The organism is Acinetobacter sp. YH12094 (genome assembly GCF_013419295.1).
Taxonomy (GTDB): domain Bacteria; phylum Pseudomonadota; class Gammaproteobacteria; order Pseudomonadales; family Moraxellaceae; genus Acinetobacter; species Acinetobacter amyesii.
Genome location: NZ_VPAK01000003.1, coordinates 265,030 through 280,542 on the forward strand (window position 1 = coordinate 265,030; position 15,513 = coordinate 280,542).

Genomic DNA, 15,513 nt, shown 5'->3' on the forward strand with positions numbered 1-15,513 from the left:
ATAAACTCAGCCATATGGGGGCGACAAAGCAGGAGCAGTATACTATGCAAAATACATAAGTAATGAATAAATATGTATATGCCTCATAGGGGACTGTCAATCTATTTATGGAGATCTACGCGTGTAAAAACAAGCAGTTCTGTCATGATGATTGGAAAAAGAATGCTTTTTGAGCTAAATAGATGAATATTCCAATATCATTTTCAACAGATTATAAAAAATGAAGGTATATACTAACTGAAATCCATAATTTTTTAAGGGGATTATTATGCCAGCTAAATTTTTCAGTCGTTTCTTGGGTTTGATTGCGTTAGTTATGGTATTGGGGGCAATCGTTATTAACTTTGTTGTGGCTAAACCAATGGTGGAATATTGGATCTTACTCTTACTACCTTGTTTTGCAGTTCCAATTTTAACCTCAGTGATGATCACAAAGGATGAAAATCTTTAAGATCATCGTTCAGTAAATTTATATTTCAATCCAATAGATGATGAATACTCAGTCTGTGCAAAAAAGCTCACATCGGGTGGGCTTTTTTGTGAATTAGCCAAAAGTCTTTTATACTATGCAAATGAGAAGGTCAAAACGTCAGCAAAAATTAACAGCTTCAAAAGTTATTTGGTCAACTGAACAAGATGCCGAGTTGATCGAACATGCAGACTTAGCAATGCCTGAGTTAATCCAGCGCTTGGGATTTTGTGAAGAAGATATTTTGCAAAGAAAAGAAATATTAGGTTTAAACCGGCGGGCACGACAAATTCAACGTTTATATTTTAAATAATAGATGTCAAAGTGATTTTATACTGTGACAAACATAAAATGTCTGTGAATTTAAAAACCACACAAACTGTGGGCTTTTAAATTTTTGCTCAATTATTTTGCAACAGCTTCAGAAGCAGGAGCCGCTTCAGTTGCGTCTTGAGCAACTTCAGTTGTTTGAACTTCAGATGCAGCAGCTTCAACTTTTTGTTCTTCCGCAGCAAATGTAGTTGCAGTAGCAGCAGAGATAAGTGCAGCAAAAAGTGCTTTATTTAAAGTTTTCATGATTCAATCTTCAGTCTATTTTTGGAAAAAACAACTTAATGTATTAATCATGATAAAAGTGTAATTAAAATGGGTTGTTATGTGGCTAGATTGTGAACTTTTACTAAAAATTTATCACAATAAATCAATAGCTTGAAATCCATCACAAAATAATATGTGTCATTCAAATATCGTTTAATATTTTAAAGACTTTAAAAAAAAAGAAAAACCCGAATAAATCGGGAAGTGTATTTTACGTTGTTATTACAGCGAAACTTACACACTTTTCGCTTAATAACAATTTATCGCACAATTATGACGCCATGATGAAAGGGAGGTTATTCAACAGGGCATTCAATTTTGAGTTTTTCTTTGTAATAGTCCTGTGCGATCTTCAAATCATTCAACATTTTATCTTGAGTATAGTCTTGGGCTGCGAGTTTGAGCATGGCAGGCATGTAGTTAGTTTTATATTCATGAGGGTAGTCATGACATAAGACTTGTGTTTTTTCCTTAATAGATGTGCTTGGGGCATCTAAAACATCAAGGTATTGACTGATTTGCGCATCTGACTGCTCAAATTGTTGAGTCGCTTGTTCCGTTGTTAAATCAGCGTTTTGGCTTTCAGCTGCAGCCACCTCGTCATTCGGTTGTTGGCAGGCAGTAAGAATGGTAGCGAAAAATATAAAAGAGATAATTTTCAATTTTTTCATAAAGTTCAACTCACTGATGTGAATTTATAGATTTAAGTTTTCAATGATTTTAGCAGTATCCCTGTATAGTAACACCTGTGCAGGCAGATACGCAGAAAGTCGGATGTTGAATCGATAGTGTGTTAACTACATGGCTGATGCATAAGTTTCAACGACTCTTAAGCAAAAGCGTAGAAATTTTTGTTTGGAATTACTAAACTATCGCATTGCAAATTTGCCGTCCAATTCCGAAGCTTCAAATTCCTCAATTTAAGCGTTGAACGATGTTGATGTTCATTGTCATCATTCAATTGCATAATCATTGCCATGAAACGTTTTTACGCTCAACTGATTTTGCGAACATAGATTTGAATTTAGCATTGTAAAAGTGGCTTGGAAGATTTCGAATGTGGTTCGCGCATCATTTGCTAAATATAGCTAGAGGTTAAAACATTGAGTCAACATCCTGTCATTCAAGAATTATTCGATCGTCCCATCGAGAGAAAACTGTGGGTGGCACCTATGGCAGGGGTTACAGATCGCCCATTTCGTACACTTTGCAAATACTTTGGCGCAGGTCATGCTGTCAGTGAAATGATGACGGCAGATAAGACCTTACGCATGAGTAAAAAGAGTCTTTATCGTGCGAATTTTGATGGTGAAATAGCACCTATCTCAGCTCAAATTGCAGGATCAGATCCAGCTGAACTGGCTGAAGCCGCTCGCTATCAAGTGGCAAATGGTGCACAAATTGTCGACATTAATATGGGATGTCCGGCGAAGAAAGTCTGTAATAAATTGGCAGGTTCCGCGCTGCTCAAAGATGAAGACTTGGTGGCTCGCATTTTAGATGCTGTGGTTGATGCAGTTGATGTGCCCGTGACCTTAAAAACCCGTTTGGGCTATCTCAATGGTCATGAAAACATTATGCGCGTTGCGAAACGCGCCGAAGAAGCTGGCATTGCTGCATTGGCACTTCATGGTCGTACACGTGAAGATATGTATTTGAATACGGCGCGTTATAGCTTAATTAAAGATGTGAAATCGTTGATCAATATTCCTGTGATTGCCAATGGTGATATTGATACACCTGAAAAAGCCAAATATGTACTGGATTATACCGGTGCCGATGCAGTCATGATTGGCCGTGCAGCTCAAGGTCGCCCATGGATATTCCGTGAAATTGGACATTACCTGACGACAGGTGAGCATATGGCGGCACCAAGTATTATGGAGGTTCGTGACGTATTGCTTGGACACTTGTCTGAATTATATGGTTTTTATGGTGAATATTCAGGTTGTCGAATTTCACGCAAGCATATTGCTTGGTACACCAAAGGTTTACGTTCTAGTAATGAGTTCCGCCAAAATATGTATAAAGTTGAATCTACAGCAGATCAATATAAAGTCGTCGAGGACTATTTCAATCACTTACTTGATCATGGTCAGATCATGAGTGATGTTCAGGTTGATCAGGTCAATTTGCTTGAAACCAAATAACTTAAAGCCAAACGAAATAGATCTGTGCAATTCGATGCAAAGTAAGTCGATTTAAGCTAGTTAGATTGATTTGAAATATGTAGATAATAAAAAGCCCTCAATGTTGAGGGCTTTAGTGTAGGCATTCATGATTGAATGACGCGTTGAGCTAAGTATTAGTTAAAGCGCATTTCTAAAACCAATTGATTGATCAAGTCGGGTGCTTCCAATTCACGTATTTGAGAGACATTGGTTCCTGCCCAAAATGCACCATATTCATGTACGCCATGTTTACTTGCTGCTGCATGTAATTGTTTGCCTAAATCATAGCTATATGGGTAAGCCGGGACGGTCGGGCGAGTCGGTGTGTCAATATCTGTGTGCCAGTTATTGATAATGCCACGAGCAGGGCGGCCTGAAATACTCGAAGTGATCTGCGTGATGGGTGCATCAAATAATGCTTTGCGATAAGCTTCATTGGCATTTGATGTTTTGCATTGCACAAAAGCAGTGCCCAATTGAACAGCATCTGCACCCAACTCCATAATTTGATAGGCCTGATGTCCATTCATAATGCCGCCAGCAGCAACAACGGGGCATTGAATATGGCGTTTCAAGAGCTGAACCAAATCACGAGTCTTAACGCTGCTATCAAAGTTTTCATTGAAAATGCCGCGGTGACCACCAGCTTCAATACCTTGAGCAATCACGATATCAATGCCTGCAGCTTCGATCAGTTTAGCTTCTGCTAAGTTGGTTGCAGAAACTAGAGTCAAAATACCCGCTTGTTTCAAGGCTTGGATTTGATGTGGATGTGGAATACCAAAATGGAAGCTTACCGCTTTAGGGCGCGTTTCCAGTAAGAGGTTTAGAAAATGGTCATTATCTTTAAAGCTTGGATAAATACAGTTCAGTGCTTCTGGAGCTTCTGCATTATATTGAGCAAAGCGTGATTTAAATTGCATGATCCATTTGGCAGCAACTTGTTCATCGAGTTCTACTGTGTCATGACAAAAAAAATTGACCTGAAAGGGTTGGTCAGTAAGTTCTTGAGTTTGTAATATTTGCTGACGTGCATTCTCAACACTGCTTGCACCTAAACCCAGTGAACCAAGTCCACCTTGATTTGACACTTCTGCAGCAAGTTCGGGTGTAGAAACACCTGCCATTGGGGCAAGAAATATAGGGTGTTTGATGCCAAGTTTTTCTAATAAAGTCATGTGCATACTCCAATCACTCTAAATACTTTGCCCAAGCGAGTGAAATTAAGCAAATAATATTCGTTATTTCTTATCAAAATGGTCTTGAGCCTACAAAATGCTGTACTTAAAAATTAAGCGACACCTCGTGTCGTAGTAATGATGTATGACCCGACTTTTAAGGTGGATCCTTTTAAAATAATGCTGTATTCACTTTAAATTTTATAATTCTCCCATGTCTGAACGTATCCGTGAAAAACTGCAAATTTTAGCCGATGCTGCCAAATATGATGTCTCATGTTCTTCGAGTGGTAGTAAGCGCCAAAATAAAGACAAAGGTCTGGGTAATACTGGAAACGGTATTTGCCATAGCTATACTGAAGATGGTCGCTGCGTTTCGTTATTAAAAATTCTATTTTCCAATGTCTGTATTTTTGACTGCGCATATTGTGTGTCCCGTCGAAGTAACGACGTAAAGCGCGCAGCATTTACGGTACAGGAAGTGGTCGATTTGACTATGAATTTTTATCGTCGGAACTATATTGAGGGGCTATTTTTAAGTTCGGGGATTTTTAAATCGGCGGATTACACCATGGAACGTATGTTGCAGGTGGTAAAAAAACTGCGTTTAGAAGAAAATTTTAATGGTTATATTCATCTGAAGACCATTCCGGGTGCATCTCAGGAAATCATTACCGAAGCAGGTTTATATGTCGACCGTATGAGCATTAATTTGGAAATGCCGACAGAAGATGGTTTAAAAAAATTTGCACCTGAAAAAAGTCATGTTGAAGTCCAAAAAGACTTAGGTATCGTCCGAGATCGTTTGATTCAATTCAACGATGAACGAAAAATAATACGTACAGTCCCTAAATTTGTACCCGCAGGACAAACGACGCAAATGGTGGTGGGCGCACATCAAGAGTCTGACCGTGATGTCATACTGATGGCAGACCGTCATTACAAAGAGTTTAAGCTCAAGCGTGTGTATTATTCGGGTTATATTCCAATTAACGAAGAGGAGCGTGCGCTGCCAGCTGTGGGGTCTGCGCCACCTTTATTACGAGAAAATCGGCTGTATCAAAGTGATTGGTTAATGCGTTTTTATGGATTTGAAGCGACAGAGTTGGTCGATGAAGAACATCCAAATTTAGAATTGGATATTGACCCTAAATTAGCGTGGGCACTGCGTCATCCCGAGCAATTTCCCGTGGATATCAATCGTGCTGAATATCAAATGATCTTACGTGTGCCGGGCATCGGTGTACGTTCTGCTAAAAAAATTGTTCAAGCACGACGTTTTGGTAAAATTCATATCGACCAATTAAAACGTATGGGTATTTCCTACAATAGGGCGCAGCACTTTATACGCTGTGAAGATTCACCTAAATTTATTCGTGAACAACAGCCTCATCAAATAAGACAGCAGATTTTGCAAAGTGGCCAGTCGAAATATACGCAGCAAATTTCTCCACAATTGAACTTAGGTTTTTAGGATACAGTCGTGAGTATTTATGTCTTTGATGGCACGATGACAGGATTGTTAAGTTGTGTTTTTCGGGCCTTTCAATTTAAGCAATTTGACATTCAGATTTGTACAGATGGGCAAGTGCAGGCAGGTCTTTTCGCCGAAGTCATTGATGTGGCTAGTCACGATGAAAAAGCACAGCGGGTATGGCAAGGATTAAAGCTAAAAGCATCTGAAAGTGCTTTGAAACAGTTTTATTATGCGTTTTTATCCGAGCAGCAGCAGGCTTTTCAACATTGTTTTAATTTTGCGATTTATGTGTTCCAGCAACAGCGTGATGTGTCTAAAAACTATGGTCATGCTGATGTATTAGGGATGAGTCAGTGGGCGAAGCAAGTGGGGCGTGAAAAGCACCGAATGGAAGCTTTTGTGCGCTTTAAAAAATGTCAGGATGGCTTGTTTATCAGTTTAGTCTCACCTGACTTTAATGTATTGCCTTTGATCGAACGGCATTTTAAATCACGCTATCAAGATCAACGTTGGCTGATTTACGATGAAAAGCGCAATTATGGCATTTATTATGATTTAAAACAGGTGCATCAAGTGGATATGGATGCCACAACCATAGATAGGCAAATACAATCAGGCCATAGTCAATCCTTTAATATCGAACTGGATGATGATGAGGTTTTGTATGATCAGCTTTGGAAAGATTATTTTAGAAGTGTCAATATTGAAGCCCGACGTAATATGAAATTACATGTGCAGTATGTGCCACGTCGTTATTGGCGTTATATGAATGAGAAAGCGATTTAAATGTGAATCATCTAGTTGTTTTCGGGCATAATGATCGAGCTTTTGATTGTTTAAGTGAGACTTTGATGAAATTATTTCTTGTTACAACCGTTCTGACGGCAATGACGCTCACGGCGTGTTCTGCAAATGAACAAGAAAAGAAAACATTCAATCCGCAAAGTTATCAAGTTACCGATACAGCGGGATTACAACAACGCTTTGAACAATTAAATCAAACTCTAGCTATAGATTTTAGCCAACTGAAAAAAGTTGAAAGCATGGCTTTTTCAGATCAATCCGCTTTAGATGTTCATAACTTAAAAACTTTAAATCAGCATTTTGTTGCCAACACCGCTTTAAAAAGCTCAAAAATTGCCTATTGCGAAGTAATGAATCATTATTTTTCTGAAATGTATCATCTCGGACATGTGAACTTGGCCTTGGTGAAAGACGTTAAACTGCCAAATGCCGCAAATGAAGATTTGAGTCAGATATTTGCGAATGCAGACCAATTTTATGATTTTATTATCAACCGCTATACCACATATAAACAGGCACAAGAAACCATGCAATATGGTTGTAATCTAAAAGCAGCTCTGACAGATTAAAAAAGCCCCTCATTTGAGGGGCTTTTATTTACAGAAATTAGCAGCCTGTTAGTTTTTCAGTTTGTGGACGTTCGCCGGGGAAGAAGATTGGACGTAGTTTGACGCCAATACCGTTCCCAATGAAGGCAAATACTAACCATAACCAACCGTGTAAACTACCTGAAGCAATACCGCTGAAATACGCACCAATATTACAGCCGTATGCTAAACGTGCGCCGTAACCCAACATCAAACCACCGATCACAGCCGCTAGCAGTGAACGTTTTGGGATATTAAAGTTTGGTGCAAATTTACCAGCTAGGCTTGCTGCGAGTAAGGCACCGAGCATGATGCCGAAATTCATCATCGACGTGATATCAAACCATAATGATTCGGTGAGTGCTTTGGCATTTGCAGGTTGCTGCCAATATGCCCAAGATGCAACATCAATCCCCATAACACTTGCTGATTTTGCGGCCCAAACGGCTAAGGCAGAGGTCACCCCCCAAGGACGGCCTGCAAGTGCGAGTGTGGCAAAGTTCAGTAAAGTTAGGATAATTCCGCCCCAAACCAATGGCCATGGTCCACGTAGAAAACGTTTCCAGCCGTGTTGCATTGCTTGCGGCTCAACCTCAAGCTGACCATGGCGTTTCTTTTCAAAGTAAACTGTTGCTGCAGCAATCAATATAAAGAGCACAAAGTTTAATGCCAGTGCAGGGACTACACCAAAGCTTTTGACTAAAGAAATCGGCTCAAAGTGGGGAAGGTCAAACCACCATTGAATATGCGAAGTTGCAATCAATGAACCTGTACAGAAGAAGATTAGCGTTACAATCATACGTGCGCTACCTGCGCCCACAGTGTACAGGGTCCCTGATGCACAGCCGCCGCCAAGTTGCATACCAATACCAAAAATAAAGGCACCGATCATCACGGACATTGAAACAGGATTAACGTTACCTTTGACTGGGTTGCCAAATAATTCACCCGCACCTAAGGCAGGGAAAAAAAGTAATACAGCCAATGCCAACATGATCATTTGTGCGCGTAAGCCACGACCACGACGCTCTTTAATAAAGACACGCCAACTCGAGGTAAAACCAAAAGACGCATGATAAAGCGTCATACCCAATGCGCCACCAATTAAAAATAGCAATGCTTGGTTAACGCCCACAACCAGATAAGTACCAATGGTGCCTAAAATTAATAAAACAAAAGCCACCCAAATCGATACATTGGATCGATTGGCTGGCGCAGCAATAACAGACATGGAGAAAAAAGCTTAAAAAATGTATCTCTATTTTACGGTTTTTATATATTGTAAAAACGAATATTGTTGAAAAATCACACAATCATTACTGTGTATAATTGATTTAACATATTTGCAAAACTGATTAATGTTTGTATTAAACTGGATTTACATTAAATAAAGAACCAATCCAACTAGAAAATAGCATGGCTGCAATGCCCCAAAGCGCAACACGTAGACTGCCTTTCAACATAGAAGTGCCAGCTGCATAACTGGCTAAAGCACCGAGGAGTGCTAGGGAAATCACGCCAACGGCCATAACAGTTTTTTCAATATGCATGTCAGCACTGATCAAGATCGCAACCATCGGAAATAGTGCACCAATTGAAAAGGCTAAAGCCGATGATAGCGCTGCTTGAACGGGTTTTGCTGCGGTATTGTCATGGATTCCAATTTCATCTCGGGCGTGGGCTTCAAGTGCATCATGTGCAGTTAATTGGACTGCGACTTCATGGGCCAGTGTAGGCTCTAAACCACGTTGAATATAAATTTGGGTAAGTTCTTTAAGTTCTAGCTCAGGGTTCTTTTGCAGTTCTTTATGCTCCATGTGAAGATCTGCTTTTTCGACGTCTTCTTGAGATTTCACAGAGATATATTCGCCCGCCGCCATAGAGGTTGCACCAGATATGAGTCCTGCAATGCAGGTAATGAGTAAGGTATGGCTAGAAGCACCACTTGCAGCCATGCCCATAATTAAACTAGTGACGGAGATAATGCCATCATTTGCACCGAGTACAGATGCACGTAGCCAACCCGTACGTTCCATAAAATGTTTTTCGGCATGATGTGAGTAAGACATTATTTTCTCTAAGTTTGTTATTTATATGACCTCATAAGATTGACCTGACATCGGTTAAATTTCAAGTTAAAAATAGATTGAAACAGTAAGTTGAATAAAATACAGATGTAAAAAAAGCACCCGAAGGTGCTTTTTTATAAAATGCTTATTGCTGCGCTTTTTCTTTCACGTCAGCTGCACCTTGTTCAACAGCACCTGCTGTTGCAGCAGTTGCGTCTTTAGCTGCTTCTTTGGCATTGTGTGCAGCAGCTTCAGCATTTTCTGCAGCATTTTCGGCTGCTGTCGCAGTTGCAGTTGCAGCATTATCAACAGCAGTAGCTGTCGCAGTTGCCGCATCTGAAGTTGCATCAGTGATGTCATGGCCTGCTTGATCAGCAGCGTTTTCTAGGTGTTCACCAGTTGTTGCACCTGTTTCTGGCGCTTTGTCTTTATTACAGCCAACAAGTGCAACAGTTGCAGCCAAACCTAAAGCAACAAGTAATTTATTCATTTTGATCTTTCCTTTTTTTGTTATGCCCGTAGCATGGGCTGAATTTATATTAGCTGAAAAAATATTCAAAAATCGATCAAAAATTGTTGATTTAGTGTAATTTTATCCAGCTTATTTTGTAGTTTGAAAGGCTTTATATCTGCTTATGGCGTTAAGGGTTTTGAGTAAATAATTCTTCAATTGAGTTAACAAGTAGATAGATAAATTCACTGTCTTCATGGCGCCATAAATATATTTCTTCCCCCAATTGTGTATCGTCTATCGTATGCAGCAATAAATAATCGCCATCGCCGTTATGCGCAATAGCAATGCTGTTTTCAGGGAAGTCTTCAATTTCACTTATAGTTTGATGTTCTGCAGCTAGATGATTCGTTGTACGTTTTAATCTTTTCACATCGCTGGTGTCTTGGAAGGGAAAAAGCCACCAAGCTTCGATGTCATCACCATCTTTAAATTCATCCGCACTAGAAAAGCTAATGCCGAATTCGCCACCATTTTCAATTTGCATTTTGGCTTTATATTTTTCTGGAAACTTAAATCCTAATTGTTCTTCAGTTGCAGTAATAAATTTTAAGTCTAATGGAAAGGGCATGATGTTGTTCTTAAATTATTTTGGTGTTTTATGAATAAGCTAGGCGTAAATTTTAGTCAATATTTTTTACACTCGTTATTTTTATCCTAGATGTTTTAGTTATGGACATACGGGCCATAAAAAAGCCTGCAATCAATGCAGGCTTTTTTGGGAAATTAATCTATTAAGATTAAAGACCAGCAGATGCTTTAAGCGCTTCCACTTTGTCAGTTTTTTCCCATGTAAATGCGGTATCAGAACCTTCACGACCGAAGTGACCATACGCAGCAGTTTGTTGGTACATCGGTTGGATTAAGTTCAACATACGAGTAATACCGTATGGACGTAAGTCAAAGTGTTCACGTACAAGTGCAATAATCAAATCTTCAGATACTTTTGCAGTATTGAATGTGTTGATCGAGATAGATGTTGGTTCTGCAACACCAATCGCATAAGACACTTGAATTTCACATTTGTCAGCTAGACCAGCAGCCACAATGTTTTTAGCAACATAACGGCCTGCATAAGCAGCAGAACGGTCCACTTTTGATGGATCTTTACCAGAGAACGCACCACCACCGTGACGAGCCATACCACCGTAAGTATCTACAATGATTTTACGGCCTGTTAAACCACAGTCACCTACAGGGCCGCCAATGACGAACATACCTGTTGGGTTGATGTGGAATTTAGTGTCTGCATGGAACATTTCAGCAGGAATCACTTTTTTCACGATTTCTTCAATTACCGCTTCTTTTAATTGAGCTTGGGTAATTTTTGGATCGTGCTGAGTTGAAAGTACAACTGCGTCTAAGCGAACTGGCATGCCATTTTCATAAGCAAATGTTACTTGGCTTTTTGCATCAGGACGTAACCAAGCAAGTTTGCCTTGTTTACGTAGTTCAGCTTGTTTTTCCATTAAGCGATGTGCATATGAAATAGGTGCCGGCATAAGCACATCAGTTTCACGGCTTGCATAACCAAACATTAAACCTTGGTCGCCCGCACCTTGATCTTCAGGTTTTTGACGGTCTACACCTTGAGCAATTTCAGGTGATTGTTTACCGATCATGTTGATCACGGCACAAGTTGAACCATCAAAGCCAAGATCTGAATGGTGGTATCCGATACCATTTACGGTATTACGAACAATCGCTTCAAAGTCAACATTTGCAGTTGTTGTGATTTCACCGGCAAGTACAACCGCACCCGTTTTTACAAGCGTTTCACAAGCAACCCGTGCATATGGGTCTTCTTTTAAGATTGCATCCAAAATAGCATCACTGATTTGGTCAGCCATTTTATCCGGATGGCCTTCGCTTACAGATTCCGAGGTAAATACAGCGTACTCGCGCATAAGTCCTATCACAGTTAAATTTAAAGACGCAATATGTTACATCGAGAAAGCGTTTAGGACTAGCTTAACATGACCAAATTGGATGAAATTAATTCATTTCAATGACTTTTTAATTGATATAGGCATCTAAAAAATTGATATGAGCTATGGATTTATCAATTTAATTTTTTATGATGAGATAAAATTGAGATATTTTTGTTTTGGCACAAGCAACAATGTGATTAGGCGTTAAAATGCCTAAAGTGGCATTTTAAGTGAATCAATTATAAGAAAAAATCAAATCAATATCCTGAGATTTATCAATAATGAATGTCATGAACTGCCAGAATATGACTGTAAACGACAATTATTCGTTTAATTTGAAAAATAAAACACAATAAGTACGCGCTTTTGAGACTTGGTACGCAAATTGCCTATTTGTCATTACGTTGAATGGGGAAACGTAATGAAACAGTCTGGTTTTACACTCATTGAAATCATGATGGTAGTGGCAATTATCGGCATTTTGGCTGCAATTGCTACTGTATCTTACAATGGCTATGTCGCTCGGGCGCAAGTAGCTGAAGTATTAACAATAATTTCACCCTATAAATTGAAACTGATTGAAAATTATTCAGAGGAACAAAGCTGTGTAGATTTGAATACAGCGCTGAATGAAAGTATCAGTACCAAGTTTATTGCAAGTAGTGAAATTACTGATGTGGCAGGAACGTGTTCAGTGGTTTTTACGTTTAAATCAACAGATGTCAATTTTGCTCTTCGCTCAAAGCAGATTTATTTTAATATTCCAGATGGTTTAAATGGTGCTTGGAATTGTCAATCGGATGATATTTCGCAGCGAAACTTACCTGCTACATGTCGTGGTATATAAATATTGAATGTGAAACCGTGAGTATATTGGATCAGTGCTGATTTCACAGGGATGAGTATGCTCTTAGAGTTTCACAAACATTCATAGGTTCTTTATTGAATATATTTCATATTTCTAATGGTCATTTATCTGGATCGTCTTTGGCTGCTATTTATATTCACAATTTCCATTCGATGTATTGGACTTTTATCAATTACGAAGCGTTTGCTTTCGCCACTAAACTCTAAATATGCATTGCGCTGTCATTGATTCGCCATATAAAAGCGTCACTGTATACAAAATAAACGACATGCATAGGCTTGAAATTGTGCAATAAGCGCCCAAAATACAGGTGGTGCAGGAATAATTAGCGAAAATTTGCCCCTGAGGCTTTACCCATTCCGCTTTTTTTAAGACAATATGCGCATCTTTGAATTCTTATTCATCTTACTCTTTTAAACCATTTGTTTGGACTCTGACCTATGACAACCCCGCTTAACGATCGTCGTATTGCAAACGCAATTCGTGTATTGGCAATGGATGCTGTGCAAAAAGCAAATTCAGGACATCCAGGTGCTCCAATGGGGATGGCAGATATTGCTGATGTGGTATGGCGTGAATTCCTCAACCACAACCCTGCAAACCCACAATGGGCAAACCGTGACCGTTTCGTATTGTCAAACGGCCATGGCTCTATGTTGCAATATGCGCTATTGCACTTAACAGGTTATGACCTGTCTATTGAAGATTTGAAATCATTCCGTCAATTGCATTCTAAAACGCCAGGTCACCCAGAATTGGGCTATGCACCGGGTATCGAAACAACGACTGGTCCATTGGGTCAAGGTATTGCGAACGCTGTAGGTTTTGCACTTGCTGAAAAAACTTTAGCGGCTCAATTCAACAAAGAAGACATTACGGTTGTAGATCACAACACTTACTGTTTCTTAGGTGATGGCTGTTTAATGGAAGGTGTTTCTCACGAAGCATGTTCATTGGCTGGTACTTTGGGTCTGGGTAAATTAGTTGTTTACTACGATGACAACGGCATTTCAATTGATGGTGAAGTAGAAGGTTGGTTCTCTGACGACACAGAACAGCGTTTCTTGGCATACGGCTGGCAAGTACTTAAAGTGGACGGCCATGATGCAGACGCAATCCGTGCGGCAACTGTTGAAGCAAAAGCTGAAACTGCGAAACCAACCTTAATTATCTGTAAAACTATTATTGGTTTAGGTTCACCAAACAAACAAGGTAAAGAAGATTGCCACGGTGCGCCGCTTGGTAATGATGAAATCGCTTTAACTCGTGAAGCTTTGGGCTGGACAGAAGGTCCATTTGAAATTCCTGCTGATGTTTATGCAGCTTGGGATGCAAAAGCCAAAGGTACTGCTTCTGAATCTGCTTGGAACGACACATTTGCTGCTTATGCTGCTAAATATCCAGCAGAAGCAGCTGAACTAAAACGTCGTCTTTCTGGTGACCTTCCTGCTGACTTCGCAGCAAAAGCGGATGCTTATATTGCTGAAGTAAATGCTAAAGCTGAAACAATCGCTACTCGTAAAGCGAGCCAAAATGCCATTCAAGCATTTGCACCACAGCTTCCAGAAATTCTAGGTGGTTCTGCTGACCTTGCAGGCTCTAACCTGACTTTATGGAAAGGCGCAGAAGGCGTTGAATCTAACCCAGCGGGTAACTACGTTCATTACGGCGTACGTGAATTCGGTATGACTGCGATTGCTAACGGTGTTGCACTTCATGGCGGTTTCGTTCCTTATGTAGCAACATTCCTGATGTTTATGGAATATGCGCGTAATGCAGTACGTATGTCTGCATTGATGAAACAGCGTGTGATTCATGTGTATACCCATGACTCAATTGGTCTAGGTGAAGATGGTCCTACACACCAACCTGTAGAGCAAATTGCATCTTTACGTGGTACACCAAATCTGAACACTTGGCGTCCATGTGACACTGTAGAAGCGTCTATTTCTTGGAAATCTGCGCTGCTTCGTTCAGAAGGCCCTACAGCATTAATCTTCTCTCGTCAAAACTTGCCATTCCAAACTCGTACAGCAGATCAAATTGCTGACGTTGCGAAAGGCGGTTATGTTCTTGCAAAAGAAAAAGGTGAATTGAAAGCAATCATCATTGCGACAGGTTCAGAAGTTTCATTGGCAATGGATGCTTACGCACAGCTTGAAGGCGTACGTGTTGTTTCTATGCCATGTGCTGAAGAATTTGTAAAACAAGATGCTGCTTACCGTGAAGCGGTTCTTCCAGCTGCGATCCGTGCGCGTGTTGCTGTTGAAGCTGCGCATGTGGACTACTGGTGGAAATTTGTAGGTCTTGATGGTCGTGTAATCGGTATGACGACTTACGGTGAATCTGCTCCAGCAAAAGACTTGTACCAACACTTTGGTATTACTGCTGATGCTGTTGTTGCTGCTGTGAAAGAAATTACCGCTTAATCTGTAAAGACTAACCGTAATAAAGACGCCCCAGAGAAGGGGCGTTTTTTATTGCAGAGATTAAATTTATTTTTAATTGTGAAATAACGATTTGTAACGAATGAATTAAAGCATTGGTTTAAAATTAATTCATTCATGCAGTATTCAGCCACGGGTGCAATGTTGCCCCAAGTGAGGAAACGATGAGCCTTTATGATCAGATAAATGATGAAATTGTACTGATGGATGCTGGTGAACAGAAATGGATTGGCACAGACTTAGAGCTTGAAGCCATGGTTGCAGTAGAGTTGATGTTGCAAGATTTGCAAGAAGACAAAGTGATTAAGATTCGTCGTAAGAACCATGAAAAGCATACAGGTTTAAAGCAGGTAGATCGGATCTTGGTTGAAAAGCTATAAGCTGAATGGTTAAAAAGTCCGAAT

At 39.9% G+C, this 15,513-nt stretch carries 17 protein-coding genes; 9 read left to right on the forward strand and 8 right to left on the reverse strand.

Annotation, left to right across the window (positions count from 1 at the left end; all coding sequences use genetic code 11):
• The first annotated feature begins 268 nt into the window (after positions 1–268).
• Together FTU34_RS03660 and FTU34_RS03665 are read left to right on the forward strand one after the other, a co-directional pair.
• The gene (locus FTU34_RS03660) at positions 269–451 is read left to right on the forward strand and encodes a hypothetical protein (protein WP_078193584.1); all 183 of its coding nucleotides are present in this window, start codon (positions 269–271) and stop codon (positions 449–451) included.
• A 115-nt stretch (positions 452–566) separates the two neighbouring features.
• Complete coding sequence (locus FTU34_RS03665; RefSeq protein ID WP_249748744.1) at positions 567–782, forward strand: acyl-CoA thioesterase; 216 nt, start codon at positions 567–569, stop codon at positions 780–782.
• 92 nt (positions 783–874) lie between these two features.
• Here the strand turns inward: FTU34_RS03665 and FTU34_RS03670 are convergent, their stop codons facing one another.
• Together FTU34_RS03670 and FTU34_RS03675 are read right to left on the reverse strand one after the other, a co-directional pair.
• Complete coding sequence (locus tag FTU34_RS03670) at positions 875–1,045, reverse strand: hypothetical protein (protein ID WP_180034750.1); 171 nt, start codon at positions 1,043–1,045, stop codon at positions 875–877.
• Between the two features lie 317 nt (positions 1,046–1,362).
• Positions 1,363–1,737: a hypothetical protein gene (locus tag FTU34_RS03675; RefSeq protein WP_180034751.1), complete on the reverse strand. Its 375-nt coding sequence runs from the start codon at positions 1,735–1,737 to the stop codon at positions 1,363–1,365.
• A gap of 474 nt (positions 1,738–2,211) precedes the next feature.
• Here FTU34_RS03675 and dusB point away from each other — a divergent pair, with 474 nt between their 5' ends.
• Complete coding sequence (gene dusB / locus FTU34_RS03680) at positions 2,212–3,216, forward strand: tRNA dihydrouridine synthase DusB (RefSeq protein ID WP_373686472.1); 1,005 nt, start codon at positions 2,212–2,214, stop codon at positions 3,214–3,216.
• A gap of 155 nt (positions 3,217–3,371) precedes the next feature.
• On the opposite strand, the gene FTU34_RS03685 is transcribed toward dusB, so the two are convergent.
• The gene (locus FTU34_RS03685; protein WP_180003826.1) at positions 3,372–4,415 is read right to left on the reverse strand and encodes a nitronate monooxygenase family protein; all 1,044 of its coding nucleotides are present in this window, start codon (positions 4,413–4,415) and stop codon (positions 3,372–3,374) included.
• Between the two features lie 214 nt (positions 4,416–4,629).
• On the opposite strand from FTU34_RS03685, the gene FTU34_RS03690 reads away from it, so the two are divergent.
• The 3 genes from FTU34_RS03690 to FTU34_RS03700 all read left to right on the forward strand — a co-directional run bounded on the left by FTU34_RS03690 (position 4,630) and on the right by FTU34_RS03700 (position 7,265).
• A complete protein-coding gene (locus FTU34_RS03690; RefSeq protein ID WP_180034753.1) occupies positions 4,630–5,889 on the forward strand; it encodes a putative DNA modification/repair radical SAM protein in 1,260 nt (419 codons plus the stop codon).
• Positions 5,890–5,898: 9 nt separating this feature from the next.
• Positions 5,899–6,678 carry a TIGR03915 family putative DNA repair protein gene (locus FTU34_RS03695; RefSeq protein WP_180034754.1) on the forward strand — a complete coding sequence of 260 codons (780 nt, stop codon included), beginning with the start codon at positions 5,899–5,901 and terminating at the stop codon, positions 6,676–6,678.
• Positions 6,679–6,743: 65 nt separating this feature from the next.
• The gene (locus FTU34_RS03700) at positions 6,744–7,265 is read left to right on the forward strand and encodes a hypothetical protein (protein ID WP_180034755.1); all 522 of its coding nucleotides are present in this window, start codon (positions 6,744–6,746) and stop codon (positions 7,263–7,265) included.
• Between the two features lie 37 nt (positions 7,266–7,302).
• Here FTU34_RS03700 and FTU34_RS03705 read toward each other — a convergent pair whose 3' ends face one another.
• From FTU34_RS03705 to metK, 5 genes are all read right to left on the reverse strand, one after another.
• Positions 7,303–8,514, reverse strand: a complete 1,212-nt coding sequence (locus FTU34_RS03705) for a YeeE/YedE family protein (protein ID WP_180034756.1) — start codon at positions 8,512–8,514, stop codon at positions 7,303–7,305.
• A gap of 136 nt (positions 8,515–8,650) precedes the next feature.
• The gene (locus tag FTU34_RS03710; protein ID WP_180034757.1) at positions 8,651–9,352 is read right to left on the reverse strand and encodes a VIT family protein; all 702 of its coding nucleotides are present in this window, start codon (positions 9,350–9,352) and stop codon (positions 8,651–8,653) included.
• A gap of 145 nt (positions 9,353–9,497) precedes the next feature.
• Positions 9,498–9,842: a hypothetical protein gene (locus FTU34_RS03715; RefSeq protein WP_180034758.1), complete on the reverse strand. Its 345-nt coding sequence runs from the start codon at positions 9,840–9,842 to the stop codon at positions 9,498–9,500.
• 151 nt (positions 9,843–9,993) lie between these two features.
• Positions 9,994–10,434 (reverse strand): SMI1/KNR4 family protein, encoded by a 441-nt coding sequence (locus FTU34_RS03720; protein WP_180034759.1) that lies wholly within the window; start codon positions 10,432–10,434, stop codon positions 9,994–9,996.
• A gap of 169 nt (positions 10,435–10,603) precedes the next feature.
• Entirely contained in the window at positions 10,604–11,770 is a 1,167-nt protein-coding gene (gene metK, locus FTU34_RS03725; RefSeq protein WP_078188779.1) for a methionine adenosyltransferase, read from the reverse strand.
• Between the two features lie 445 nt (positions 11,771–12,215).
• Between metK and FTU34_RS03730 the strand changes: the two genes are divergently transcribed.
• From FTU34_RS03730 to FTU34_RS03740, 3 genes are all read left to right on the forward strand, one after another.
• A complete protein-coding gene (locus FTU34_RS03730; protein WP_180034760.1) occupies positions 12,216–12,641 on the forward strand; it encodes a pilin in 426 nt (141 codons plus the stop codon).
• A 461-nt stretch (positions 12,642–13,102) separates the two neighbouring features.
• Positions 13,103–15,091 carry a transketolase gene (tkt, locus tag FTU34_RS03735; protein ID WP_180034761.1) on the forward strand — a complete coding sequence of 663 codons (1,989 nt, stop codon included), beginning with the start codon at positions 13,103–13,105 and terminating at the stop codon, positions 15,089–15,091.
• A gap of 182 nt (positions 15,092–15,273) precedes the next feature.
• Entirely contained in the window at positions 15,274–15,489 is a 216-nt protein-coding gene (locus FTU34_RS03740; protein ID WP_078188774.1) for a hypothetical protein, read from the forward strand.
• The last annotated feature ends 24 nt before the right edge of the window (positions 15,490–15,513 follow it).